This window comes from Candidatus Streptomyces philanthi, from assembly GCF_059553635.1.
Genome location: NZ_JCANQV010000630.1, coordinates 1 through 1,048, shown reverse-complemented (window position 1 = coordinate 1,048; position 1,048 = coordinate 1). Strand labels below are relative to the sequence as shown.

Below are 1,048 nucleotides of genomic sequence, written 5' to 3'. Positions count from 1 at the left end.
AGCCCGACCTCCGGCCGCGGCCGCCCCGGCACCGGTTGACCCGGGCGCGGGGCCGGTACGCACCCGCCGCCCCTCCCGTACGGCGAAGGCCCCGGACGCCGCACCACGAGCGTCCGGGGCCTTCGGCGTACGCGGGGGCCTCAGCCCTTCCAGCTGCGGCGCACCCGGCCGTCCTCGACCTCGAAGTTGATCCGGCCGGCCAGGAACTCCATGGTGACGAACGCCCCCGGCGGCAGGGTGCGGACGGTGCTCCAGCCGCGGGCGCGGGCCCGTTCCTCGGCGGTGTGCCCGTCGAGTCCGACGTAGCGCTCGACGTCGTCCTCGGGTGCGTTCGGGAGATGCGGTACCGGTGCCATGACAGCCACGGTAGGCGCCGTCCGCGGCCCGGGGAAGGGCCTTCCGCGGGGCCGGCGGCTTTCCGGAACGTGATGGGTCACACTTCTGTCACAGCCAAGGCGATCATGTTTACGCGCCGTACGGACACCCGTGCGTTCCGGCCGTTCCCCCGCGGGCCGCCGGCAAACCGCCCCGAATTCCGCCTGTGATCATTTTTGCTCCGCAGTGCGGGGAGACCGGAAGCAACCGGAACGGGCGCGCCGAATTCCCGTACGGAAAAACGCGCCTTTCCTTTCTCCGGGACGTATTTCCGGACGCCCGCAATGCCGCGGGGCGAATGCCGCCGGAACGGTCCGGGGCGCGCCACGGCACGGCGTACGCGCCACGGCCCCGTGGCGCACGACGCGGAGCGGGCCCCGCCCCGTCAGACCCCGGTGGCAGCCGTGCCGGCCACCCGTATCGCCAGGTCGTTGTCGAGCGTGTAGTAGGGGCCGATGCGCAGTTCGCCGGCCGCGCACGGCACCGGGAGCGCCGGGTAGGTGAAGACCTGCTTCTTGACCGGTACGTCGTCCAGCAGCCGGGCGATACGGACCGGTTCCGCGTCCCGCGCCGGGCGCAGCCACAGGTCCCAGGGCTCGCAGCCGCCCGTCCAGCCGCGGACGAGATCGCCGTAGGGCACGGTGAAGGAGAAGTCCGCGCCGTCGGCCGCCAG

The 1,048-nt window shown here is 73.3% G+C and carries 1 protein-coding gene and 1 pseudogene; both read right to left on the bottom strand.

The genetic code is table 11. The annotated features are described in order from the left end of the window. Positions 1 to 140: 140 nt before the first annotated feature. Positions 141 to 356, bottom strand: a complete 216-nt coding sequence (locus tag AC51EU_RS30750; protein ID WP_496270370.1) for an I78 family peptidase inhibitor — start codon at positions 354 to 356, stop codon at positions 141 to 143. 404 nt (positions 357 to 760) lie between these two features. Then, positions 761 to 1,048: pseudogene (locus AC51EU_RS30745) on the bottom strand (hypothetical protein); the annotation flags it as partial.